A 23,144-nucleotide genomic window follows, 5' to 3' on the forward strand; every position below is an offset into this window, starting at 1 on the left:
ACGGTGTTGACGGCCTGCGCCGCTGCTCGGAATGGACGCGTGGATTCGGCATTGTCGGCGGCGAGATTCGTCGGAGAAGGCGCTCTAAGCCGACAATTGCCTCGCCCCGGACTTAGTTGGAAGAGAAGTGATTAATACGTACGGCCTCCGTCTAACATCCAGGAAATCCTGTCACGTGCGAGGTCAAGTTCCATGTCGCATACAGCGTGGCTCAGCTTTTGCTTGGCGGGATCTCCTGCGATGGACAGCATCAGGTCACGCCACCGTTGATCTTCATCGAGTCGCTCCTCGAGTGAGACAGGTGATTTGATGTCGCAGTCATCCACGAAACTCTGCACTGTTTCGAGAACGGTGAACGCGAACCCCAGAAGCGTCGGATCTGCGCGCAGAAGAACGACGCAGGCATGTCGAACTGATACAGCGTGTGCTCTACCTCACCAAGCTGAGCAAAGGCGGAATCAGAAGCGTCCTCTTGCATTTCTTCAGTGGGTAAGCCTCCAACACATATGGATGGTGCGTCGAGAATGAGGACCCCGCCGATCGCGTCTTCGTCCGGAGCAGCCGAGATGGGCACGGCCTTGACGTGGGCTTTTGTGCAGAAGACGTCATGTTCGGATGAGACCTGTTCACTTACGGCGGATGAGTATCCGGTGACGGGATTCGATGAATGGGTCATGCAGTCCTTCCTTTTTTCCAGTCCGATGAGCGTAGCGTTGTTCAGCCACACATTTATAGTTTGACGGAAGTAATGCCGGCGCAAGTGCCTGAAGCTCAGCGGCGGCGACGGCAGGTGCATGAACGCAACGCGAATATTCCAGACGTTGATTGGAAAATCACCGATTGAGAAAATCGCTCCCAGTAAATTATTTTCTGTCTTTTGCGCAAGTTGGTGCATGAGGCGCTGAAACGACGGCGCGACATCATCGGCACGACGGAAGAACGGTCGTCCTGAGATCCGGAGAGTGATCAACGCGCGCCGGTCTGCAGTCCAATTGGCGCGGATCAAAGGCATGAAAGCGCATCTGTCATCTTCCAACAGGCGACGGCTTGATCCAGAGGGACTGCGTGTTCGCGCCGGTTACACCTGTGTAATGTCGCGCATGAAGAGGCTACGTCAGCGTGATTTAACGGCTTTGTCGAAAATGCGAAAAACCACTGTCCGGATCGCAACAACTCTCGTCGAGATCGGGGCGCTTGCGGCGGGCCGGGTCGGCAGTTCGGTCGAATGCCGGTGTGGTGATTTGGAACTCTTGCTGCTCAGCGAAGAATGATCGAGCTCGCACGCCGTCTTATTCGACAAGGTTCGTTATCGCTTCCGGAGCTCCCGCAAACGCATAGGGATGGAGAAACTGACGACGCCACAAGAGATTCCGATCCACCTGACTGAGTTGCGCTTCATGGCACACGTCGGACCATCGCTCCTTGATGGTTTTGATTTGCTTGACGGCTATGTCCAGCGCATCGATCTCGGAGAGCAAAAACAATGGCGCAGCCTTCAGGCAAACGGCAATCTGGCTCCTTCGATCTTGTCCCTGAATGAACATGGCCTGCGTGGCTTCGCCGCCTGTACGGTTTTGCGGACAGATATCGTAAGCCGGCGTAAGTGAAAGCCTCTTGCCGTTCCAGAATGCCGCGTGGTTTCGCGCGTGGTCGTCCGTGTTACCGCAAAGCACATTGAAGAGCATGCGGGAGAAAAGCTCCCGGAGTGTTTCCTTCGGCGTGCCGAACCGATGCCGGATGATCGTCGCAAGGTTTTCGTAACTGGCGTAGCGCGCCATCAACTCATCGAGTTCAAGCAGCGTCAAAGCGGAAACCATGGCCTTGCGGAGCCATCCGTTCTCGTCTTTTTCACGATCAAAGCGTCGGATGAGCAGCACATCTTGGCCTGCTGCCTTCTCCATACGGACGGGTGCGGCCGTTAGGCCGACCTCGGCCGCCAGCCGCATCGCGATGAATTCGGCCTTCACGACGCTGTAAAGGTCGGTCGCAGAAGAAAACTTCGCGATGAATTTGGCATCATCCGCTGTAATCGTCGCTTTTGGGCGCGCTCCGCCGATGGTGCTTCCATCAAACGAGGCATAGTTGAGCTCGGGAGTAAGCGGTATTCCTTTGTCCACAAGCGCGGCCGCATTCGACAACTCTTCAAGCGACGCACCTTGGCCTTCGCGGGCGAGGTAGTCTGAAGAGGTCGCCTGGAAGTCGAGCGCACCGATACGATCCGAACCGGACTCCAGAAGGAAGGTCAGCTCGTCGATATTCCCCGGGTCGATCTCCTTTCCGCGTGCTCCGAATTTCCGATTGAGGATGACGCGGCGTCCCCAAGCGTCAGGTGCCGCGTCTCGGATGCAGTTGGGAATATTGAGGCCGTCCGGAAGCGGCCGGACCCCGCTGTTCAGGGGCAGCTCTGGTTCGTACAGCGGGATGGCGTTTTTCCGGGCAAGATAGCTCCGCCCGTAGCTGAAAAGCAGTTGCCGATCATTCGAGGTGACGAGGCCTGCGACGACAGGCTGCGTGTGGCCCGGCAGCCAGGTCCATACATACGCCCGGCTGTATTGAGGATCAGAAATCATCGTCGATCTCGATACGCGACGTCCGCACTGATTTCGGAATGAGTGTCATTACTTCACGGTTGAAAGCCAATATGCGGGGCATGGTCGCCTGATCGGAGTTGAAAAGGGGCAAGCCGACGATTGTCACCACATCAAATGCCGCACTGATCGTGCAGCGCGGATCGTCGGCCTCCAAGCGGCGCGGACGATCGCGTGAAATCCCCGGCCGCTCCGACACCTCCGTCGTTTTCAGCTTGCTCTCGCTACGCGTTTTTTGAAGAAGCCGACCGAGCAGGGTCACCGCATCAACGGCATAGGGCGATAGCGGACGAACGGTTTCAGGTATTGGGGATAAGCTCACGGATAGACGGTGAGGTATCATATGGTCCATTGATGGCTCCGCATGCAGGTTGTCATTGATCTACGACCCTTTGATCCCATGAGTTCATGTCGGTGCGAACTCATTCCTTAGATGATCTTATTTCCGGATAGCTTGGCCGACCGGGCGGTACCGTTCCGTGGACTTCATCGTCTTCAGTGTGATCGCGCCCGACAGACGGTCATGATCGAAAGGGGGGGGGGCCGCTCGAAAGCGACCATCGTCTCATCGACGCGAACAACGCATCGATCTTCCGGACACGCCTTCGCCATCGAATTCCCAGCGGTTGATCGCGACCAGAATCGTGCCCAGCGGTTTGGACGGAGCGTCTTTACTCTGATCTGATCAGTGCCTGCTTGCACTTTGATCCCGCGTCCGGAGGATCGCTTCAAGAATGCGACGCAGGCGACGCACCGAGCCTCCGCGCCAGGCCTCGGCGATGACGACCCGCTCATCGGGGCCGACCGGAGGGATCCAGCTGCGGTCCAACTCGCGGTCGCCGGCATAGCTTTGGAGCAGTGCCGGCAGCAGTGCGTCGAGGTCAGCGCGGGAGGGCTTCGGAAAGGAGACGATCCGGAAGCGGTCGCGAAGCGGAGGTGGTATGGGATCCACGGCATTTGCGGTCGCCACGTAGCTCACGTGGGTTAGGTCTAGCGTGATCTGCAGGGCAGGATCCGGATAGCGAGCACTGGTTTCGGGCTCGAGCAGGCCGAGCAGGCAATCCCACAGCCGGCCATAGTCGCTCCGCGTGCCGGCTTTCTCCAGTTCGTCGATCAGGATCATCGGATTGGCGTTTCCGCCACGAGCGATCGCGAGTAGCGGGTGGCAGGGCTCTGCCGAATGCCAACGCCGATCGGTCCCCCCGAAAGAATTGCCGTCTGATTGTGCGGCGTCGATACGCCAGATCGTCAAACCAAGGACTTCGCCGAGACGGCGACCAAAGTATGATTTGCCGGCGCCCGGGTCGCCGACGAGCAGAAGCGGTCGGAAATGCGCGGTCGGCCGCCCGATCAGGTCGGCGAGCGCAAAGTCGATCACATCGATCGCATATGGAAACTCAGCCGCCAGGGTATTACGGACCTGATCGAGAGCCGGCGTCTCGACAAGCGGCAGCGCGGTGTTGAGAATCTTCCCGACCGGCTGGATGAATTTGTGGGTCTTGATCGCGGCGTCATCGATGCGCCCGACAACGACACGATGGAGCGCAGCCGGCCCGACGATTGCGCTGGATGATGTCGGATCGCTTCCGGAAGGTCCGGGAGGCACCGGTGGCCTGGCCGCCTCCTGTTGCCGTTCGATGTCTTCCCGGATGCGGCGTGCGGTATCGATTTTGGCCGCGCGGATCCGGTACCGCACCATTTGACGGCCGAGATCCATCGCGCTCTTCGCGGCCGGCCATGAGCCGCCGGCGCCGTCGAAGCGGGTGGCAACGGGACACGCGGCCCAGCCATATGCGACCTGCTCGAGTTCGAAGCGTTGCTGATCGTCAAGCGTCGAGGCGACCTGATCAAAGGCAAGAAGCATGGTGCGGCCGACACGCCGGAATGCTTCGAAGCGCTCCGCGCCGCACGGCAGGGTCAGCGACAGCATGCGGACGCAGTCGCCGAGCGAGCGCAGGAGCGGCAGGTCACGGACCACGGAAAGACGATCCAGTTCGTCGGCGAGGGGGAGGCCGGTATCTTCATTGACGACGAGCGCCCACGTCGTGGCCTGCGCAAGGTCGGGACATATCGCATCGATCTCCGCGAGGAGGCGCAAAGCCGTATCGCTCGCGAATTCGTTCCGCACAAGTAAGGCGTAGCGCAGAATCCTCGGCAGACTGCGCGCGGAATAGTTCGAATTTGAGACAAGCAAAAGCGGGAAGAACCGGACCCACGACGAGGTCGGCATTCTGATCGCAGGCGATTTTCGGATGATCTCTCACGACTAGGCAAAACGACCGGATCACAAGTCCGAGTATCGGCGGCAAATTATGAACTTGAGATCTGTCGGCAGCCTTGTTCGGCCGCTCGATGACTGAACCGAACGGATGTGTCGAGGTCGTTTTTTGTGGAGCGTGACATTTGCCGATGGTCGAGGCGGCGGTTTTTTCCAAGTGCCGAAAATGAACCCTTGCTGCCGGCCGCCGCCCCCAGCGATGACAGCGGCAAGAAGATACGGACGTGGGCGCAGCGGCTGATGTTCCGGACGTGCCGCGCAGCATCGCCGTCAGCCATCCGGACAGTTTATCTCTTTCAAACTGATCCGCGCCGTTCAGAACGGTGACGATCGTGTAATGCCCCCGCACATTCCTATCCGGGATCGCTCTACTGACCAGGAATGTGGCCGGCCGGCGCCGGGTCGGCCCTGACGCGACGATGCGGTCGAAATTCGGCGTAAAGTCTTGCCCATCAGTACCGCCCCTTCCGACGTGAGACCGCAGCCGGCAGGATCTTGGGAGGGGGATTCCAGGATCCGGCTCTTTGATCTTGAGCGGCCCCGACAGCGCCGAACCCGGTCAACAATCCAGGAGATGTTCACCTCCCGGACGTGCACGCTGCCGTCGGATCTGCAATCGAGTCGGCCGGTCTCATCGTCTCTCGGGCCCCGATGGGAAGCACTTCCGCGAGGCAGCGATACTGTCACCATCGAAACGACAGTCCGGAAATTGCTTTCGAAGGAGATCTGGAAGCGATTCAATCGTCAACGCCGTTTAGCGCAGTAATGGGGGGAACCGATGACCCTGCGAGCGCATTAATCCGCCTCGGGGCAGGTCAGATGGGGCTTGCGTTGAAAAGCCCAGCCGTCGGCGTAGCGCGCGATAAGCTCGTCCACTCGCCGGTGCGCGGCATGCCGGTTGAAGCCCTGATCGGCCAACCGGATGACAAGGGCCGCGCACCATTCGTCGAGCTCCCCATCGTGATTGTGCTTCAGCGCTTCACCGATCATCAAGTGCAGCGCCACGCGCGCGACGTCGTCACGAGACGGTTTGCGTAGCGCTTTCTGCTGCATGCGATAGGCGCGTTGATAATCTGCCTGTTCGCTGAGGCGCTTAGCTTTCGATTTGCGCATCCCCCGTCCTCCCGTGATGCCGGTTACGCCGCCCAACACGACGCATATGTGTCGGCCGTCCCAGTCAGGGATTGGGCTTCGCAAGATACAACTCCCGCCGGTCATAATTCGTCCGCTCCTAACGGAAACGGTCGATGATGCTCGATCTGTGCGAAACACGATTGCGGCGGCGCGATGGCGTGGACAGAATTTCAAAAGTGCTCGGGGCGACGACACAGTGAACGGGGCCGATCGCAGCTGCGCTCACCGTTGCATCGCACGAGATGGATCCGGATGACGGTGCGGACGCTCGCCCGTTTGACGGGTCGGCTGAGACTGAAGCACGGACAACTGAATCACGGACGCGCGCTCGCTGCCGGGAGACATGTTGTCACGAGGGAGTGCGGCATTGGAAATCGGTATCCCGCCTCGTCCGTTCATCGTCTCGAAAACGCATGCCGGTCAAAACAGTCTTCGCCGGCGTTGCCGTCACGTCCTCTCTGAATCGAATAATTCGAACTCCGCAACGCCGATCTTGAAGATTGCAACGAAGATATCGGGCTATGAATCGAAAAATTCGATGTTTGAATCAGAAATGCGCAACTGCTTTCGTGTGAGCGACAACTTGGTTCGACGTTCGTGCAACATGATTCAGATTGCCGGGAACGCGAGACGATGTTGAAGCATAGTCACGCAATGGGTCGGAGACGCGATGCGCGCCTTGCGATCGTCCGATCTCTGTAAATGAGGCCGGAACGCACACCGTTTGAAAATGTAACGCTCATCCGGGACTTTGAATCGATATTCCTCGGTTTAGAATCGCCTGCGTCGGGGTCTGCAACGCAAATAATGGATTTTGAATCGTCCGTCTCGACGTTTGAATCAAAACAGCGCAGCTGCTTCGAGCTCTGCTCGTCTTCCGCCAGATGACGATGCGTTGCGCCGGCTCGACACGATGATGTTCCGGAAGGGACGGTCGTTCGCCGGTCGCTCCACTCGCCCGCGAACATCAAGTCCAGAATCTGGTGATGACCGGACCTTACCTATCGGACTGTCCCGAGCCGTTAAGAGCGTGTTCGGCGGCAATACGGTGACGTCGTGCTACCTCTTTCCGCGCCCGATGCTCTCATAGGCGAAGCCGGCTTTCTCCATCTCCTCGGGCCGATAGATGTTGCGCAGGTCGACGATGACCGGCTGCTTCATCTTCGCCTTCAGTTGTGCAAGGTCGAGTGCGCGGAACTGCTCCCATTCGGTCACGATCACCAGCGCGTCGGCGCCGGTCGCGCAGGCATAGGCGTCTTCGCAATAGATGATATCGGGCAGTTCGTGCCTGGCCTGTTCCATGCCGACGGGATCGTAGGCCTGCACGGTCGCGCCGAGATCCTGCAACGCAGTGATCAGCGGGATCGACGGCGCCTCGCGCATATCGTCGGTGTTGGGCTTGAATGTCAGTCCGAGCACGCCGACGGTCTTGCTGCGCAGATTGCCGCCGAGTGCGGCGGACACCTTGCGGGCCATGGCCCGCTTGCGGTTATCGTTGACGGTGAGGACTGCCTCGACGATCCGGAGTGGGGCGTCGTAGTCCTGACCGGTCTTGACCAGTGCACGGGTATCCTTCGGAAAACATGAACCGCCGAAGCCGGGACCGGCATGCAGGAACTTCGCGCCGATGCGGTTATCGAGCCCGATGCCGCGCGCGACGTCCTGGACATCCGCGCCGGTCCGCTCGGCCAGATCGGCGATTTCGTTGATGAAGGTGATCTTGGTCGCAAGAAACGCGTTGGCGGCGTATTTGATCAGCTCGGCGGTACGCCGGCCCGTATACATGATCGGCGCCTGATTGAGATAAAGCGGGCGATAGATCTCGGAGATCACCGTGCGTGCGCGCTCGTCGTCGGTGCCGACGACAATGCGGTCGGGATGCTTGAAGTCGCGGATCGCCGCGCCCTCGCGCAGGAACTCCGGATTGGATGCCACGGCCACGTCGGCGTCCGGATTGGCTTCCCTGATGATGCGTTCCACATCGTCGCCGGTGCCGACAGGCACCGTCGACTTGGTGATCACCACGGTGAAATCGCGCAGGTTGGCGGCGATCTCGCGCGCGGCGGCATGGACGTAGCTGAGATCGGCGTGGCCGTCCCCGCGGCGGGACGGGGTGCCGACCGCAATGAACACCGCGTCGGCGGCCTTCACGGCCTCACTGAGGTCGAGACTGAAGCCGAGCCGGCCGCTTTTCACATTGCTGGCCACCAGTGCGTCGAGGCCTGGCTCGAAGATCGGAATCTCGCCACGGAGCAGGGCGTCGATCTTGCTGCTGTCCTTGTCCACGCAGATCACGTTATGGCCGAAATCGGCGAAGCAGGCGCCGGACACAAGGCCGACGTAACCGGTGCCGATCATCGCAATGCGCATGGAGAAAGCCCGTTTTGAGTAGTCGGAAGGCGAGATGAAGTTGCCACATCCTAGCAGAAGTGCGCGACTTTCACACGACGCGGCAGGTGGAGCGAACGGGCATTCCATCTGTGGGCAGATTATGCTAGAGAGTGGGCCGACAATAATTCTGCCCACTTTTGGTCGCATCCCCACACATGAAGAACGATCAGATCCTCGGAATCATTTCCGATTTCTGCCGACAGGCGGAGATGGCGGAGTCGACCTTCGGTCGCCGTGCCGTCAACGACGGCAAGCTGGTCAACCGCCTGCGCGAGGGAAAACGCATCACCATCGACACGCTGGAGCGGATCCAGGCCTTCATCGCCCAGTCGATGCCGGAGGGCGTGCCGCCGCCGCGCGGGCTGGAACCGCCGATCGAACGTCGCGATCCGCGCAGCAATTTCCGCTTCTTCGAGAACCGGCAGAAATACCTGCTGTTTGTCCATACCTGCTCGGAAAAGCGGGTGATCGCCGACCGCGTCGGGCTCGAACTGGCAAGCATCCATCCGCGCCCGCCAGCGCTGCGGGTGTTCGATGCGGGCGTCGGTGACGGCACGGTGCTGGCGCGGGTGATGCGCTCGATGCACGGCCGTTTTCCGCATATGCCGTTCTATATCGCCGGCAAGGAGCTCAGCCTTGAAGACGTCCGGCTGACGCTGGACAAGGTGCCGGATCGGCTGTTCGAACATCCCGCCACGGTCTTCGTCCTGACCAATATGCATTATGCCGAGGCGCCCACGCTCACCCCGGCATCGCCGGCCGCTGCCGCCGCCATGATCTGGCACGAGGTTCCGCTGCGGGGCGCTTCGTCCGGCGAATTCGCCGACCAGATCGCCGGACTTGGAGCTTTTCTTGAGGACAACTGGCGAGCCAGCATCAACCCCAGATCGGGCATGCCGACCTATGAACGGCCTGTGGCGCTGGTAGTTTATCGCGAAGATCACCGGTTCCTGCTGGATTCGATTATCCCGCGGGCAGGGCGCACGGAGGCCAATTTCGACCTGATTATCGCCTCCCAGCCCTATCGGGCGAAGTCTTCGGTGCAATTTCGGGCCAAACGGATCATGGCGCCGCTGGCCAGGGCACTGCGGGCCGGTGGGCGACTGATCGGTATCCATTCGCATGGGCAGGACCCCGGTATGGAGATCGTCCAAGCCGTCTGGCCCAAAGAAAATCCTTTCGCCGTCAGCCGGCATGAGCTATTGCGGGCGGTGAAATACGAGCTGGGCTCAGCCGGCCGCGATCTGAACTTCAATGCCTATTCCGACCAGCGGTCGATCTTTCGCTACGCCATGGAGGCGCTGCCGAACGAGGTGACCGGATCGATCGGAACTTCGACGGCTTTTGCAGCGTGGAACGCGGCGGTTTACGTGGCTCAAATCGAGGATGACCGTTTGACGGAAGTGACCCAGAGCGGCCGTTACCTGGATGCCACCCGAGAGGTTCTGCGCAAGCACAACGGTCTCTGGTTCTACGACGAATCCTACGTCATCTCGCGGCGTCGCGACTGACATTTCCGGAACAATCTGACGAAGCTGCCGTACCCGGCGCAAATAAAGAGGACCAGTTGATGCGCGCGTCTTATCTCTTCACCAGTGAATCGGTTTCCGAAGGCCATCCCGACAAGGTCTGCGACCGTATCTCCGACGAGATCGTCGACCTGTTCTTCCGCGAAGGCCCGAAGGCGGGCATCGATCCCTGGGACATTCGCGCCGCCTGCGAAACCCTCGCCACCACCAACAAGGTCGTGATCGCCGGCGAGACCCGGGGTCCGTCCACCGTCACCAACGACCATATCGAAGCCGTCGTTCGCGCCGCTATCAAGGACATCGGCTACGAGCAGGACGGTTTCCACTGGAAGACCGCCGACGTCGAGATTCTGCTGCACCCGCAGTCGGCCGACATCGCGCAGGGCGTCGATGCCAAGCAGCCGACCAATGCTGAAGAAGGCGCTGGCGACCAGGGCATCATGTTCGGTTACGCCACCAACGAAACGCCGGAGCTGATGCCGGCACCGATCTTCTACGCCCATAAGATCCTGCGCCTGATCTCGGAAGCCCGTCACGCCGGTACCGAGAAGGTGCTTGGCCCGGACTCCAAGAGCCAGGTCACCGTGCAGTATGAAAACGGTAAGCCGGTCGGCGTGCGCGAAATCGTCGTCTCGCATCAGCATCTCGTCGAGGACATGACTTCGAACCAGGTGCGCGAACGCGTCGAGCCCTACGTCCGCAAGGCGCTCCCGGATGGCTGGATCAGCGACAAGACGATCTGGCACATCAACCCGACCGGCAAGTTCTTCATCGGCGGTCCCGATGGCGACGCAGGTCTCACCGGCCGCAAGATCATCGTCGACACCTACGGCGGCGCAGCCCCGCATGGCGGCGGTGCATTCTCGGGCAAGGACTCCACCAAGGTGGACCGTTCGGCCGCTTACGCTGCGCGTTACGTCGCCAAGAACATCGTTGCCGCCGGCCTCGCCGACAAGGCGACGTTGCAGCTCGCTTACGCCATCGGCGTGGCGCGCCCGCTCTCGATTTATGTCGACACCCATGGCACCGGCAAGGTCGCTGATGACGCCATCGAGAAGGCCGTTGCCGCCGCGATGGATCTGACGCCGCGCGGCATCCGCAAGCATCTCGACCTCAACAAACCGATCTACGCCCGCACATCCGCCTACGGTCATTTCGGTCGCACGCCGGATGCCGACGGCGGCTTCTCCTGGGAGAAGACCGACCTCGTCGATGCGCTGAAGCGCAACGTCTAACCACAAATTCGTCGTTCCGGGACGTGTGCGCATCTTTGCGCATACGAACCTGGAACCCGGAAGTGACTATCACATCGAAATTCCGTATTCGCTCGCGAAGGCGCGAGCGTCCGGAACGACTCCCCAGAACAAGGATTCCCATATGACCGCCCCCAACGGTTTCACCGACTACATCGTCAAGGACATCAACCTCGCCGCCTTCGGCCGCAAGGAGCTCTCGATCGCCGAGACCGAAATGCCGGGCCTGATGGCTACCCGCGAGGAATACGGCCCGAAGCAGGTGCTGAAGGGCGCCCGCATCGCCGGCTCGCTGCACATGACCATTCAGACCGGTGTGTTGATCGAGACGCTGAAGGCGCTCGGCGCTGACATCCGCTGGGTGTCGTGCAACATCTATTCGACGCAGGATCACGCCGCTGCCGCGATCGCAGCCGCCGGCATTCCGGTGTTCGCGATCAAGGGTGAGAGTCTCACTGAATATTGGGACTACACCGCGAAATTGTTCGACTGGCATGGCGGCGGTCATCCCAACATGATCCTCGACGACGGCGGCGATGCCACCATGTACGTCCATCTCGGCTTGAAGGCTGAGAACGGCGATACGGCGTTCCTCGACAAGCCCGGTTCGGAAGAAGAGGAAGTGTTCTTCGCGCTGCTCAAAAAGCAGCTCAAGGAGAAGCCGAAGGGCTACTTCAAGGCGATTGCCGAGAGCATCAAGGGCGTCTCGGAAGAGACCACCACGGGCGTGCATCGTCTGTACGACATGCAGAAGGCCGGTACGCTGCTGTGGCCCGCGATCAACGTCAACGACTCCGTCACCAAGTCGAAGTTCGACAACCTTTACGGTTGCCGTGAATCGCTGGTCGATGGCATCCGCCGCGGCACCGACGTCATGATGTCGGGCAAGGTTGCCATGGTCGCCGGCTTCGGTGACGTCGGCAAGGGCTCGGCCGCGTCGTTGCGCCAGGCCGGCTGCCGCGTGCTGGTCTCGGAAATCGATCCGATCTGCGCATTGCAGGCGGCGATGGAAGGCTATGAAGTCGTGACCATGGAAGACGCGGCACCGCGTGCTGACATCTTCGTCACCGCCACCGGCAACAAGGACATCATCACCATCGAGCACATGCGCGCGATGAAGGATCGGGCCATCGTCTGCAACATCGGTCACTTCGACAATGAGATCCAGATCGCAACGTTGAAGAACCTCAAGTGGGACAACATCAAGCCGCAGGTCGACGAGATCACCTTCCCGGACGGTAAGCGCATGATCCTGCTGTCGGAAGGCCGCCTCGTGAACCTCGGTAATGCGACGGGTCACCCTTCCTTCGTCATGTCGGCCTCCTTCACCAACCAGACGCTGGCGCAGATCGAACTCTACGCCAACAATAAGGATGGCAAGTACAAGAAGGAAGTCTACGTGCTGCCGAAGTCGCTCGACGAGAAGGTCGCGCGCCTGCATCTGGCCAAGATCGGCGTCAAGCTGAGCACGCTCAGCAAGGAGCAGGCCGCTTACATCGGTGTGAAAACCGAAGGCCCGTTCAAGGCCGACCACTATCGCTACTGAGTTCAGTTTGATGGTTTGAATGAGAAAAGCCCCGGAGCGATCCGGGGCTTTTTGTTGTTCGGATGTTTTTCGCTTGCGGTGCAGCCGCTGACCCATCGGCAGTCATTGCGGGCCAGCGAAACAATCCGGAAGGCTCCAGCGAAGACTGGATTGCTTTGTCGCAATGGCTCCTCGCAAGGACGTGGAGATGCAGGCATTCGCCGCTAACCCAGCATCTGCCGCACCATCGGAATGACCTTTCGCCCATAGAGCTCGATGCAGGTCATCAGCTTTTCGTGCGGCAATGATCCAGTACTGTATGTGATGTCGAAGCGCGAGATGCAGAGCGCCTTTGCCGTCTTTTGCGATCGTCTTCGCGACGGTCTCCAGTGATCCGACGGGATTGCTGAACCATCATCATCGTGGCGACCGCCGAAGCGCGGCTCGGTGTCATAATGAAATTCACGATGCCGATTGCAATCGCTGATAAAGCTATCTTCGTTAATCAACCGCCGTACAGGCGGAAAAGGCCCTGGGCAATCGGGGCCTTTCTTCCGTCTGCAACCTCAAAAAACTGGTCACCTTCGTTAAAGCCTGTCTGCCGATATAGAGGCGACGGAAATCGGCGAACGTCGTTCGCTTTGCCGATGTTTTCGTCGCGCTCCCGTCGAAGTCAAAGATGAATAGAGAAGACGTTCATTATCCGATGCGATGCCTTCGGCTTCGAATGCTTCGACGTTCTACCGATCCTTCGGCATGATTATTAACTACGAGCGCTCCGTCTTACACAAGCCCGACGGGATTGGTTGACAGGCCGATCGAGCGAATGCAGCATCAAGACATCGGAGCAATCGAGCGACTGCCGTGGTTACCCACGACGGAAGCTTTCCTCGCTGATGCGAGGTTCTTTGAGTGCCCCGATGTCCGTGGCTAGCGGTCACCGAACTTGATTTGCGTGCCCGCTTTCGGGTTGTTCGGATTTCCGGAAGCGCGCCGCGAGCGTAACGTTCGGCCTTGTCGGACTAGGCCGCAGCACGACGGTGCTGCGTCGTATGGCAAAAAGACCGGTGAAGCGCATTCAGCTTGGAATCCAGGCACTCCGGATGGGAGTCAAAGACGGCCACACATATGGGGAGACTGCATTCGATCTCGGTGTGTCGCGCGCGATGGTCCGAAAAGCGATAGAGGATGCCCGTCGCGAAAAAGCATCGACGAGCCGAAGTGCAGGTAACGTAAGGCATACCGCGGGGACGGCGTGCTGGCATCCTGCTCGTCAAAGCTCTAAAAAACTCTTCGGGTATCGCTGGAGCGTTGCCTCATCCTCGGGACCGGCTGTCTCTGACAGGGGAACGCGTGCCGAAGCCGGAAGGCGCCGAGCGGCCGCAAGTGGGGCAACGGACGTCGAACCGTGATCGCCGCCCCATCAGTCGCACAGTCCGTCGTCCGTCCTTGTCGAAGAGCGGCGGACGCAATGCGGTTCTACGCCCGCATCGACATATCACCGACCAGCATTTCCTCCGAAATCCAGTCGCAATGCCTCAGCCCACATCGTTGCAGCGTTGGACAAGCAGCAGCACATCGCTCGCGGTGCGGAGGTTGATAGTGGGCCTCCCAGGCCGATCGTTTACCTTGTCGCACTGTGATGTTGCCCAGCGCAAGAATTTCTCTCAGCATTGTTCCAGTCATCGCCCATCGGCGGACAATGCCAGGAGCACTTGCCATGAGTATACGAGAGAGATCACAGCATTCCACGCCGTTCGACAATGCGGTAGACGACGTGTTCACGACGCAAGCACAGTTTCCTTTCATGAATGATCTTGCCAGCGCAGAGCCTACCGGCCCGAATGTCGAGATCGAAAGGCTGTCTGCATACTATGAGAGCATCGGAGCGACGTGGGACGTCTTTCGCGAAGGTGGCATGACGCGTATCGAGCTCGTGTTCGCCGACGGCCCCGGTCTGATCACCGCGTTCGGGCGGCGAGAGGATTTCAACTACGCAATTATTCATTCGCGAAATTTTTGGCGATGCGAATACCCTGATCGGGACGAGTTCTTCGAGCATCCGGATGGGACATGGGAAGTGCTCGAACGCTATGGACCGCATCTCGAAACGGCGCCGCCGTCAGCGTCGGAAGACATCCACTCATCTACGTGTTGCCTACAACACGGTTGAATCCGAACCTTGTCGGTCGATAAAGCCTCGCGTTATCGGAATTGCAATCGCAGTTTTACTTGGCGCGTGGCGAATCCTTATGGCGATCACTCGAGTCTGTGAAGATCAGCCGAATCCTTAAAGCGTACATTTCATTTTTTGTTGTGAACGCACGTTTGCCGTGAATCCTTTTTGCTTCGCCGCGGCTTCCGGCGTCGACATGTTAAGCGAGTGCGTTCCGAGCCGGTGCTTTACGCATCTTCGGCGATCATCGGCTTTGTGAGACCGATCACGATGGGATCGAAATCGACGGCGTGTTCAAGGCGATGGCTGAGCTTTTGGCTGCCGCTACGGCAGTTAACAATCGCGTCCGCTGCCTGGTCGCGACTTTCTGATCGCGGTGCAGAAAAATTAAAGCGATCGGGTTGAGAGACTTGTGCCGTGCAAAAATTGCATTCATCATTTTCGTATGGCCGCGAACGTGGCGGCCTTTGAGTGAATAGCTGAGTGATTGAGGAGTACGATTGGAAGCGAGCGAATCAAGATCGATGACACCAAACTATTGAATATCATCGAGGCGACGAACGGCCGGGCGACAGCGTAGACATTGATTGTGGAGGAACTCCGGAAGCCGGCAGAAGAGGCCGAAAGGCGGCTCGTCCTCGGCGCGCGGAAAGGGAAGCGGCGCGGAACAATCGCGCGCGCATCGAATGCAAGTCCAGGAAGTCGAACTTATGATTGTGGCGTCGTTGGGTCTTACGTCGAGATGATCCGTAGCTCCACGTGCTGTATCGAGGCCGGGTTCGAACTGCATCGTGGGCTCTCCTCCAGGAGGGCTGAAACGAAAAAGGCCGCGCATGACGCGCGGCCTTTTACTGCAAAGGCGTGCCTGACTTACTTGGGTTTGGTGATTTCGAACTTCAAGGTGCCGATGCCATCGACGCCGCATTCGACCTTGTCGCCTGGCTGAAGCGCTGCAACGCCGGCCGGGGTACCGGTCAGGATCACGTCGCCGGCGCCGAGTTCGACCTGCAGCGAGAGCTTGGAAATGATCTCGGCGATGTTCCAGATCATCTCGGATAGGTCGCCCTTCTGGCGTTCGGTACCGTTCACCGAGAGCCAGATCTTACCCTTGGAGGGATGGCCGACCTTCGAAGCGGGCACTAGCGCGCCGGTGGGCGCTGACATGTCGAACGACTTTCCGATTTCCCAGGGCTGCTCTTTCTTGCGCGAGATGGTCTGGAGGTCGCGGCGGGTGAGATCGACGCTGACGCCATAGCCCCAGACGTGATCGAGTGCCTTTTCCGGTGAGATGTCGAGGCCGCCGCTCTTCAGCGCGACAACGAGTTCGACCTCGTGCTGCATGTCCTTGGTCAGGGTCGGGTAGGGGATCTCGCTGCCATCCGGCACGATCATGTCGGCGTGTTTGGCGAAGAAGAAGGGAGGGTTGCGCTCGTCATTGCCGAGTTCGCGGATGTGCTCGAGATAGTTGCGGCCCACGCACCAGACACGGCGCACCGGGAATGTTGTAGTCTCGCCGTGAACGGCGATAGCGGCCTGCGGCGGAGGGGCGATAACGAACGATGCGGTCATGGACGGCTCTCGGGCTGGTTGTGAAGGCTGGGATCAAAACGGATGCCGCGCTTGCGCGGCAGAAAACAGGAGCAAGTCTTACGCTGACACGTCGAGCGGTGCCAGCGGCGAGGCATCACGATGTTGCAGCCGGAAGAACGACGCGTAGCGTCCACCACGGCGCAGCAGATCGTCGTGGCGGCCGCGCTCGACGATCTCGCCGCCCTCGACCACCAAGATGGCGTCGGCATGCATGATCGTGTGCAGGCGGTGGGCGATGACGATCGTGGTGCGATTCTGGCAGAGATGCTCGATGGCTTCCTGCACCGATTTTTCGGATTCGGAATCCAGCGCTGCGGTAGCTTCGTCCAGCAGGATGACCGGCGCGTTCTTCACCAGCGCGCGCGCGATGGCGATGCGTTGGCGCTGGCCGCCGGAGAGTTGTGCGCCATGCTCGCCGACCGGCGTCTCGTATCCGAGCGGGAAGCCCATGATGAAATCATGGGCGCAGGCGGCCTTGGCTGCCGCGACGATCTCGTCTTCCGTGGCGCCCGGTTTGCCGAAGGCGATGTTTTCGCGGATCGTGCCGCGGAACAGATAGACATCCTGGCCGACATAGGCGGTCTGGCCGCGCAGCGAGCGCCGTGACACCTGGCCGATCGACTGGCCGTCGATGGTGATGTCGCCTTCGCTGACCTCGTAGAGCCGCAGCAGCAGTGCCAGCACCGTGGACTTGCCGCCGCCGGACGGACCGACCAGCGCGGTAACCTTGCCGGGCTCGGCGACGAAGCTCATGCGGTTGAGCACGACCTCGTTGGGGCGATAGCGGAACGTCACGTCATGCAGCTCGACGCGCGCATCGGTCAGTTTGAGCGCCGGTTTGTGGTCGTCATTCGGCTCGGAGGCCGGACTGTCCACGATCTCCAGCAGTGTATGCGCGCCGATGATCTGACTGTTGAGATCGATGTTCAGCCGCGCCAGCCGCTTCGCCGGCTCATAGGCCAGCAGGAAGGCGGTGACGAAGGAAAAGAATTGCCCGGGTGTCGCGCCCATCGCCACCACGCGATAGCCGCCATACATCAGCGACGCCGCGATGGCGAAGCCGCCGAGGGTTTCCATCAGTGGGCTGGAGCGGCTGGAAACACGCGCCATCTTGTTGGCGTTCTGCTCGACAGCCGTGATGCTCGCTTCCATGCGTTGCTGCATGGTCTGTTCGAGCGTGAAGGCCTTCACCGTGCGGATGCCCTGCAGCGATTCCTGCATCACTTCCAGAATCTCGGTAGTGCCGGTGAACTGATTGCGGGCGAGACCCTTGATGCGGCGGACCAGCTTGCGCAGCACCAGCATGGCAGGCGGCGCGACCAGGAAGCCGAACAGCGCCATATACGGGTCCTGCATCACCATCACGCCGACCAGCGCGATCAGTGACAAGAGATCGCGGCCGACGGCGTTGATCAGCAGGCTGAGCACCTGCGTCACCGAATTGGCGCCTGCGGTGAGCCGCTGCAGGAATTCCGATGAATGCCGCTCGGAGAAGAAGCCGATGCTCTCGTTCATCAGTTTGGCGAAAAGCCGGCGCTGATTGTTGGCAACGATGGCGTTGGAGATCTTCGACAGGATCACGGTGTGGCCGTAGGTCGAGGCGCCCTTGATCAGGAAGATCACCACCACGAAGCCGGAGAACAGTGCGATCCGCTCGATACTCTTGTCCACATAGGCCTGGTTGATGACCTCGCCGAGCATGTAGGCGGCGCCGGCAGTGGTTGCGGCGGAGACCGCCATCAGCAGGAACGCCACGAGGTAGCGCCGCCAATAGGTCATCGCCTGTTCGGCGACGAGACGGCGGATCAGCGCCCAGGCGCCGTATGGATCGTCAGTGACTTTGCGAGTAATCTTGGCCATCCGCGGTCCAGCGACGGCGCCGGGCAGGGATTTGCCGAGGCGTCAGGGTCAGCTTGCGAAACAGCCGCCTGATTGCCCGTTAAATCGCGGTATTTCAAGCCAAAATCGGGCTTGGCGAGACTTTGTTAACCCGTCGGCCGGCGGTTCCGGCCGCAGGATTCGGGCCGATTTTGCCGTATGATCTGCTGGAAGAACAACCCCGCAGCAGAATGCGCTCTTCCCAAACGAAGAGCTATCGCCGGCGGGCGAGCTTGCGCTCAACTCCGATGACCTGGATGGAGTGCCGGGTCAGGCTTACGCGCCGGTCCGTGAGGCGGTCGGGACTGATCTCGAAGAGTATGCAACTACAGGACGAAGAAACGCTCCCCCGCCAAGCCGGCTTGAACGGAAGCCTGGCGTTGTCGGACGGGTGAAGATCAAGGTCGAGGAGACTTTGTCCGGAAGCTGCCCATTCCCGATGGGGCGGCCGGTGATATCGAACGATACGGATAACGCAGCTATTTTGCGCGAATTTCATCCTGGATAGCGGCGTTCGCGTGCTGGTGAACTTCGATTAGGAGACAGAACCATTGTCACTACGGCGCCCCTGCAGAAGGACGGCCGGACGCGCCGCATCGTTGGAAATAAAGACCCCGATGCCGGTCGACGCAGCACCGCTAACGCGCATTGGCCAAGATCGTATAGAGAGAGTTTTCGTTTCTGTGGAGCGTAGTCCATCGGTATCCGTGCCCACGCAGCAGGTCGAATATGCCTTCTTCGCTTCCTCCGGAAAGTTCAAGTTGCGGTGGATGTATCTCCATAAGAATCGCGGGTTTGTGTGTATCCAGCAATCGCTCAGCTCCCATGAGCGCGCGCTGCTCGTAACCTTCAACGTCGAGCTTCAAAAGTTCGGGAGGGCGTTTTCCCGACGCGGACATGAATGTATCGAGTCGAGTGATTGCAACGGAAGTGCGCTTGATCTGATCGTCCGGAAAATAGCGTGAATTGATCTGTGTGACTTCTTCGACGAACGACGATGCGGGGCTCATGCCCTGTGCAGAAAATTCTCGAACTTCATCCGTATCTCCGACGCCGACATTGTGAGCTCTGGCATTCGCTCGGTTTTCGAGATTTGCGCAAAGTGCCTGGAACACGTCGGGCGACGGCTCAAAGGATTCGACGATGCCGCTCGGGCCGACGAGCGATGAGGCGAACAAACTGAACTAGCCGACGTTGGCGCCGATATCCCAGAAGACGGATTCTTTCGCCAACAATGTCGCATCGTGCGTGCCATGTACTGCTCATAGGGCCAGTAAATCGACGGCCAAGCGGTACGCGTCGGCCAAATGACCTGACCGCCGTAGTAGGTAGGAACACGATCGCTATTGAACAAGATTGACCGTACGGTTTGGTCGATCAATTTATGGCATGCATATTTGAAGGTCATTGAAATTATCCCTCCGCTGCCCAGGATAGATAGCCGGGCGGACAACATCAGGAGGCTTGCGTTGCCGACCTGATACTCGCCGGCCAAAATCGACCGACTTCAAAATCGACCGACTGTGGAGGTACTAACCCCCGAGAGTCTGATCGAGGCAGTTGCATCCATGGGGCCATCCGACAGAATGAATGTGACCCGCAGCTCTCCGCCAATAGGGCTTATGCTAGGCCATCTCACCAGCCTCGCGATCCTGTCCCATTCATTCTGAAATGCAAGTACGTCTCTGTTTTCAAATCAACTGCGCCTTGCGTTATGACGAACGCGTGGTTCTGTAAGGTGCGGTACACAGGTTTGGAATGTTTCGTCAGCAACGCGTGATCGTTTGGCCGAAGTCAGCCATATGGGTGAAACAGCCTCGCTCGCTCGAATAAGTGAGGATAGGCGAACCTGATCGTAGACGTATTCCACGTTTCGAAGCGCGCGAGCATGTGTAGTTGTCATGCTTCTTCCTTGATCATGACCGCGAACTTAAGGACCGCATCGGCAATTTGCTTCCGCAACGTCGAATGGGGCGCGAAAGATAATCGGTTCGCCGGGGAAAGGTCCGGTCGCGTTCCGCCGTGCGCAACGGGGCGACAAGCAGCGCCGAACGATTTCATCTGCGTTTCGCTGTCAGAGCGAGAAGGTGGCATCATGAGCTTTCGGCGAGCCCGCGTATTTAAGAGCTTTGCATTGACCGCTTCACCGTTGCGCCAACCCTCTCGGATGTTAGTTTGGAACGTTGAGGTTGACCTGCTGCGCGCACCGGCGTTGCGCTCCGCCTGTTCGGCCGACTTGCTGGCCGGTGCTGCGGAGGCGGCGCCTGTATTCGTTGAAACGGCTGCCTCATTATACCGCCGGTGGCGTCCTGATGAGCGCGGATGATCGAGAAGATCGCATTGACGATCCGGCGATCGTCGACGCCGCAACGCTGCGCGGATTATTGGGCAGCAGCGGCGCGATGAGCCAACGTTCAAGGTCGCGCCCGTGAATTCGATCCAGACATCGACTGCAGGGCGATTGAGCCCGCGCTCACGCTCCTGTACGGGCAACGTAAATGTGTCGCGCAGTAAGCCATCCGTATGCCGAAGGTGTCACGCCGAGACATCGGGCACTTGCAGCGGGTTCGTGCAGCGAGCGTCATTTGACAACGCTCAGATGGCCATAGCCATTTGATATTCGCTCCCGGGCCGCGACGACGTCGTCGCGGTCGAGGATATCGAACATTTGCTGCAGCGTGGCCTCGGCATTGCGGGGGTCCGGCTCAAGGTAGCCGTGCTGTAACCGGTTCACGTAGCCGTGCAATACCGCGTGCGCGTCTCCCATCGCCTTCGTGATGATGTCAATGTCGCGCATCACTGATCCCTTTAGGGCGAGCACGATCCTTTTTAATAGACGATAACGGGCTTCCCCTTCGAGATGTGTCCGCCTCTGCCGTAGCAATCTACCACCGAATAAACGGTGCCATCGCGTGCGTTCCGCACAATACAGAGCTCCAATGGTCGCTTGTAACGCGCGCCGCAACAATACGGCGGATTGAAGCAGGCAGCGGCGGCCGTAGCAGCCTGCTGATACTCGCGACGCCATTGAATCTTGGCCTCGATCTTCGCCAAGCGAAACTGGGCGGCGGGCATACTCATTCGCCTGAAGGCAGGAGAGATTCCGCCATCTCCGCTGGCGGCCGGCGGGGCCGGCAATACCAAATTCAGCAGCTTTGCTTCTAAAGCATTGGGTTGCAGTGCTCGAGTGCAGCTGCCGAGAATTCGAGCGCCTGTTTCCGGCGCGCGGTTCATCGAGGTTGACGTACACGTCCTGTTCGTCGCGGCACGGAAATTCAGAAAGTGCTGCGCAGTTCGCTAAACACGCGACCGCGGCCCTCATCGGATGCTTGCTCCGCGGGGAGGGTGGCAGGGGGTCTTGCTGCCGATCGTTTCCGTTGAAGCTCACTTGTGAATTCGAGCAACCTAAGCAGGACGTCGAGAGTACCATATAGCTGCTCGGGCATTTTCAGCGCCGGCGATGTAGCCGTTACTTTTGTGCGGGCGTGCTTCCGACCGACGTGCCCCGTCATGGCGGGTCGTTGCGCGTCAAACAACTATCTAACACAATTTATTCGTGTTATTTATATTTAATTGCCAAGCCGTTGTGTACAAGAATAATCGCGACGTCCTGTGGTTTCCGGCGCGGCCGTGGTTTTTATTTTGCGCTCCAAAGTCACATTGAATGTCCGTCTCCAGTCATCACCAGGAGAGCAGATATGGACCTCAAGTCGATTGTACGTAAGGTCAATCAGGGCGAACTCCATTACGTTCTGGGACGATTTAATACAGTCCGCAAGACCTATAGCAGCGTCCGGCGCTTAACGGCCGGCTTTACGCGAGAGGCCGCCAGCCAGCGAACCGCGACGCTGTTTCCGGACGCCGACGTTGCCCGAATTGTTAAGACCGTCGGAGAGGACGCGGTGTTTGTCGGTCTAAATCTTCCGGCCGATACTGTCGCCGACATCAGAGCGTTTGCTGAGTCGGAGCCCCTTCATGCCATTTACGATCCGAACGGCCCGACCTTTTATTATTCGGATGTGGTGCGTGGAAAATCCTCCGATGGAAGGGTGATTCCGGTCGGAGGCATTCGCGATCCCTTGCGGTGTCCGGCCGTAAAAACAGTGGTTGACGACCCGGTGCTCCGCGCTATTGCGAGGGGGTATTTAGGTCACGAGCCGCGCAAGATACTGACGCTGCTGAGTTGGAGTTTTGCATCTGGAATAACCGATGAAAACCGTCGGCAATTGAAGCATCATGTCATTGACTACCATTATGACATCGAGGGCTATAACTTCGTATATGCGAGTTTTTACATATCCGATTGTGATCGCCGTTCTGGCGCGCACGTTATGATGAAGCGCTCGCATAATAAAAAACCATTATCGATGTTGCTGGGCTCGGTAACGGCGAGTGAAGCCGCCGTGAGGCAACAATTCGGCCTTGAAAACGAGATCATGATCGAAGGGCCGGCCGGAACAGGCTTCGTCCAAGACACGTCCTGCTTTCACCGTGCGACGCCGCCCACCCAGAATGATCGGCTCATGTTAGCAGTGCGGTTTGTTAACTGATCCGCGCATCGCTCTTTAATGTGGTTTTGAGCAGTTCAGCATCAATCAGCCTTTCCGGGAGCTTTCATCCAGTGGCAAGTGAAGTCCGGACAGATGTTGAGGTGCTGCAACAGCCGCATCATGGTCGGTGGCTGTCGAGAGCAAGTCGAAACGCGGCCCGACAAGATCTTTTACCGGATAGGACCGCCCACGCCGAACAGGACCGAACACGCGGTAGAGCGTGCCTTCGAATAGCAGGGCGGTAGGACGTAA

The 23,144-nt window shown here is 59.2% G+C and carries 17 protein-coding genes and 1 pseudogene; 6 read left to right on the plus strand and 12 right to left on the minus strand.

Features of this window, described 5'->3' with window-relative positions; translation table 11 throughout:
- Positions 1-250: 250 nt before the first annotated feature.
- Complete coding sequence (locus AB8B20_RS31870) at positions 251-1,012, minus strand: hypothetical protein (RefSeq protein ID WP_439071065.1); 762 nt, start codon at positions 1,010-1,012, stop codon at positions 251-253.
- Between AB8B20_RS31870 and AB8B20_RS31875 the strand changes: the two genes are divergently transcribed.
- Positions 1,011-1,271 (plus strand): hypothetical protein, encoded by a 261-nt coding sequence (locus AB8B20_RS31875; protein ID WP_439071066.1) that lies wholly within the window; start codon positions 1,011-1,013, stop codon positions 1,269-1,271. The two genes, AB8B20_RS31870 and AB8B20_RS31875, sit on opposite strands and share 2 nt — an antisense overlap.
- A gap of 18 nt (positions 1,272-1,289) precedes the next feature.
- Here the strand turns inward: AB8B20_RS31875 and AB8B20_RS31880 are convergent, their stop codons facing one another.
- The 5 genes from AB8B20_RS31880 to AB8B20_RS31900 all read right to left on the minus strand — a co-directional run bounded on the left by AB8B20_RS31880 (position 1,290) and on the right by AB8B20_RS31900 (position 8,370).
- Entirely contained in the window at positions 1,290-2,570 is a 1,281-nt protein-coding gene (locus tag AB8B20_RS31880; RefSeq protein WP_439071067.1) for a type II toxin-antitoxin system HipA family toxin, read from the minus strand.
- Entirely contained in the window at positions 2,560-2,940 is a 381-nt protein-coding gene (locus AB8B20_RS31885; RefSeq protein WP_439071068.1) for a transcriptional regulator, read from the minus strand. The genes AB8B20_RS31880 and AB8B20_RS31885 overlap by 11 nt, the downstream gene beginning before the upstream one ends.
- A 333-nt stretch (positions 2,941-3,273) precedes the next feature.
- Entirely contained in the window at positions 3,274-4,686 is a 1,413-nt protein-coding gene (locus AB8B20_RS31890; protein ID WP_439071069.1) for an AAA family ATPase, read from the minus strand.
- A gap of 975 nt (positions 4,687-5,661) precedes the next feature.
- A complete protein-coding gene (locus AB8B20_RS31895) occupies positions 5,662-5,979 on the minus strand; it encodes a hypothetical protein (RefSeq protein WP_439071070.1) in 318 nt (105 codons plus the stop codon).
- A 1,080-nt stretch (positions 5,980-7,059) separates the two neighbouring features.
- Positions 7,060-8,370: a UDP-glucose dehydrogenase family protein gene (locus AB8B20_RS31900; protein ID WP_439071071.1), complete on the minus strand. Its 1,311-nt coding sequence runs from the start codon at positions 8,368-8,370 to the stop codon at positions 7,060-7,062.
- Between the two features lie 176 nt (positions 8,371-8,546).
- Between AB8B20_RS31900 and AB8B20_RS31905 the strand changes: the two genes are divergently transcribed.
- The 3 genes from AB8B20_RS31905 to ahcY all read left to right on the plus strand — a co-directional run bounded on the left by AB8B20_RS31905 (position 8,547) and on the right by ahcY (position 12,719).
- Positions 8,547-9,902, plus strand: coding sequence for a hypothetical protein (locus AB8B20_RS31905; RefSeq protein ID WP_068738171.1), 1,356 nt, complete (start codon positions 8,547-8,549; stop codon positions 9,900-9,902).
- A 59-nt stretch (positions 9,903-9,961) separates the two neighbouring features.
- The gene (metK, locus tag AB8B20_RS31910; RefSeq protein WP_089268239.1) at positions 9,962-11,155 is read left to right on the plus strand and encodes a methionine adenosyltransferase; all 1,194 of its coding nucleotides are present in this window, start codon (positions 9,962-9,964) and stop codon (positions 11,153-11,155) included.
- A 142-nt stretch (positions 11,156-11,297) separates the two neighbouring features.
- A complete protein-coding gene (ahcY, locus tag AB8B20_RS31915) occupies positions 11,298-12,719 on the plus strand; it encodes an adenosylhomocysteinase (RefSeq protein ID WP_439071072.1) in 1,422 nt (473 codons plus the stop codon).
- 203 nt (positions 12,720-12,922) lie between these two features.
- Here ahcY and AB8B20_RS31920 read toward each other — a convergent pair.
- Positions 12,923-13,097, minus strand: a pseudogene (locus AB8B20_RS31920) (LLM class flavin-dependent oxidoreductase); the annotation flags it as partial.
- Between the two features lie 1,378 nt (positions 13,098-14,475).
- Here AB8B20_RS31920 and AB8B20_RS31925 point away from each other — a divergent pair.
- Entirely contained in the window at positions 14,476-14,871 is a 396-nt protein-coding gene (locus tag AB8B20_RS31925) for a hypothetical protein (RefSeq protein WP_439071073.1), read from the plus strand.
- Between the two features lie 873 nt (positions 14,872-15,744).
- On the opposite strand, the gene AB8B20_RS31930 is transcribed toward AB8B20_RS31925, so the two are convergent.
- The 5 genes from AB8B20_RS31930 to AB8B20_RS31950 all read right to left on the minus strand — a co-directional run bounded on the left by AB8B20_RS31930 (position 15,745) and on the right by AB8B20_RS31950 (position 21,576).
- Positions 15,745-16,443: a fumarylacetoacetate hydrolase family protein gene (locus AB8B20_RS31930; protein ID WP_439071074.1), complete on the minus strand. Its 699-nt coding sequence runs from the start codon at positions 16,441-16,443 to the stop codon at positions 15,745-15,747.
- 78 nt (positions 16,444-16,521) lie between these two features.
- A complete protein-coding gene (locus AB8B20_RS31935) occupies positions 16,522-18,324 on the minus strand; it encodes an ABC transporter ATP-binding protein (protein ID WP_439071075.1) in 1,803 nt (600 codons plus the stop codon).
- A 656-nt stretch (positions 18,325-18,980) separates the two neighbouring features.
- Positions 18,981-19,520 (minus strand): FkbM family methyltransferase, encoded by a 540-nt coding sequence (locus tag AB8B20_RS31940; protein ID WP_439071076.1) that lies wholly within the window; start codon positions 19,518-19,520, stop codon positions 18,981-18,983.
- A 1,403-nt stretch (positions 19,521-20,923) separates the two neighbouring features.
- Positions 20,924-21,139 carry a hypothetical protein gene (locus AB8B20_RS31945; RefSeq protein WP_439071077.1) on the minus strand — a complete coding sequence of 72 codons (216 nt, stop codon included), beginning with the start codon at positions 21,137-21,139 and terminating at the stop codon, positions 20,924-20,926.
- 32 nt (positions 21,140-21,171) lie between these two features.
- Positions 21,172-21,576, minus strand: a complete 405-nt coding sequence (locus AB8B20_RS31950; RefSeq protein WP_439071078.1) for a hypothetical protein — start codon at positions 21,574-21,576, stop codon at positions 21,172-21,174.
- 464 nt (positions 21,577-22,040) lie between these two features.
- Between AB8B20_RS31950 and AB8B20_RS31955 the strand changes: the two genes are divergently transcribed.
- Complete coding sequence (locus tag AB8B20_RS31955; protein ID WP_439071079.1) at positions 22,041-22,892, plus strand: hypothetical protein; 852 nt, start codon at positions 22,041-22,043, stop codon at positions 22,890-22,892.
- Positions 22,893-23,144: the final 252 nt, after the last annotated feature.

The sequence above is a fragment of the Tardiphaga sp. 866_E4_N1_4 genome (genome assembly GCF_052076075.1).
Classification (GTDB): Bacteria; Pseudomonadota; Alphaproteobacteria; order Rhizobiales; family Xanthobacteraceae; genus Tardiphaga; species Tardiphaga robiniae.

Coding starts and splice junctions, on each gene's coding strand:
- AB8B20_RS31875 (WP_439071066.1), top strand. CDS start 1,011: ATGAAAGCGCATCTGTCATCTTCCAACAGGCGACGGCTTGATCCAGAG.
- AB8B20_RS31870 (WP_439071065.1), bottom strand. CDS start 1,012: ATGCCTTTGATCCGCGCCAATTGGACTGCAGACCGGCGCGCGTTGATC.
- AB8B20_RS31880 (WP_439071067.1), bottom strand. CDS start 2,570: ATGATTTCTGATCCTCAATACAGCCGGGCGTATGTATGGACCTGGCTG.
- AB8B20_RS31885 (WP_439071068.1), bottom strand. CDS start 2,940: ATGGACCATATGATACCTCACCGTCTATCCGTGAGCTTATCCCCAATA.
- AB8B20_RS31895 (WP_439071070.1), bottom strand. CDS start 5,979: ATGCGCAAATCGAAAGCTAAGCGCCTCAGCGAACAGGCAGATTATCAA.
- AB8B20_RS31900 (WP_439071071.1), bottom strand. CDS start 8,370: ATGCGCATTGCGATGATCGGCACCGGTTACGTCGGCCTTGTGTCCGGC.
- AB8B20_RS31905 (WP_068738171.1), top strand. CDS start 8,547: ATGAAGAACGATCAGATCCTCGGAATCATTTCCGATTTCTGCCGACAG.
- metK (WP_089268239.1), top strand. CDS start 9,962: ATGCGCGCGTCTTATCTCTTCACCAGTGAATCGGTTTCCGAAGGCCAT.
- ahcY (WP_439071072.1), top strand. CDS start 11,298: ATGACCGCCCCCAACGGTTTCACCGACTACATCGTCAAGGACATCAAC.
- AB8B20_RS31930 (WP_439071074.1), bottom strand. CDS start 16,443: ATGACCGCATCGTTCGTTATCGCCCCTCCGCCGCAGGCCGCTATCGCC.
- AB8B20_RS31935 (WP_439071075.1), bottom strand. CDS start 18,324: ATGGCCAAGATTACTCGCAAAGTCACTGACGATCCATACGGCGCCTGG.
- AB8B20_RS31945 (WP_439071077.1), bottom strand. CDS start 21,139: ATGCGCGACATTGACATCATCACGAAGGCGATGGGAGACGCGCACGCG.
- AB8B20_RS31950 (WP_439071078.1), bottom strand. CDS start 21,576: ATGAACCGCGCGCCGGAAACAGGCGCTCGAATTCTCGGCAGCTGCACT.
- AB8B20_RS31955 (WP_439071079.1), top strand. CDS start 22,041: ATGGACCTCAAGTCGATTGTACGTAAGGTCAATCAGGGCGAACTCCAT.